The organism is Streptomyces sp. SS8, assembly GCF_054072955.1.
In genome coordinates, this window is record NZ_JBSVCZ010000072.1 from 1 (window position 1) to 454 (window position 454).

The window sequence follows — 454 nt, forward strand, 5'->3', positions numbered from 1 at the left end:
GCCCCGGCGTCTGCCCGGCCTTCACCCGCTTGAAGAACGCGGCGAACGCCTGGTCCAGCCGGCGCAGGGTCGCCTGCTGGGAGGAGAACGACCAGCGGCCCTGCCGCTCGGGGTCGAAGGCGCGGATGTCCTTGAGCTGCGCGGACTGGTCGCCGTAGCGCACCGTGGTCTTCGAGGCGTGCCGCCAGGCGTCCCGCCGCTCCTGCAACGCTCCGTCGTACAGGGAGCGGTGGTCGGCCAGCATCTCGCCGAGCGCGAGGGTCTGGCCGGCGGTGGGGCGCAGGAGGAACTCGTACGCGCGGATCACGAGCCGTCCCCCTTCTTCCGCGGGCGTTCCCACTGGGTGTCGATGTACTTCTCGACGGTGTCCGCCGAGACGGCGCCGGCCGACGCGGCGAAGTACGACGACGACCACAGCGTGGGCATCCGCGACCTCAGGTGCGGGAACTCCTCC

At 71.8% G+C, this 454-nt stretch carries 2 protein-coding genes; both read right to left on the reverse strand.

Annotated features, from left to right (window positions below):
• On the reverse strand, positions 1 to 307 hold a 307-nt coding region (locus ACW69E_RS27765), incomplete at its 3' end, for a helix-turn-helix domain-containing protein (protein WP_457501038.1).
• Positions 304 to 454 (reverse strand): IS200/IS605 family transposase (locus tag ACW69E_RS27770; RefSeq protein WP_457501039.1); only part of this gene is annotated, 151 nt, incomplete at its 5' end. The genes ACW69E_RS27770 and ACW69E_RS27765, both read right to left, overlap by 4 nt.